General features: G+C 64.3%; 1 protein-coding gene. It reads right to left on the reverse strand.

Annotation, left to right across the window (positions count from 1 at the left end; translation table 11 throughout):
- Positions 1-392, reverse strand: a 392-nt coding sequence (locus EOA24_RS41110; protein ID WP_127410979.1) for a DUF4010 domain-containing protein, incomplete at both ends; no start/stop codon positions are given.

Consider the following 392-nt stretch of genomic DNA (forward strand, 5'->3'; position numbering starts at 1 on the left):
GCTCAAATGGATTGCGCGCCGGGGTGCCCTTTTCTGGATCCCGGCCATGGTTGGTCAGCAGGAAAATTCCGCATAGGGCGAATGCGACCGACGCGGCAAGGGCCGGCAAGCCGACCGTGGCCAATAGGCTTGGCTCGATGGCCAGAACTACAGTGCAAACGCGCAAAATCGAAACCATCGCGGCAAGCGAAGCCGCGCCCGCGAGCGGCAGAGGATTGGCGGCAGAAGCGGCACTGCGAGCAAGGGTCATGGTCACCGCGGTGGAGGAGACGACCGCACCGGCGAGCGAACTGACGAGCAGGCCGCGCGTACCACCGAGGACGCGGATGGCCACATAGCCGGCGAACGATATCGAGGCCATCAGCACTGTGAGGAACCAGACCTCCCAAGGG

The sequence above is a fragment of the Mesorhizobium sp. M2A.F.Ca.ET.039.01.1.1 genome (genome assembly GCF_003998035.1).
GTDB lineage: Bacteria > Pseudomonadota > Alphaproteobacteria > Rhizobiales > Rhizobiaceae > Mesorhizobium.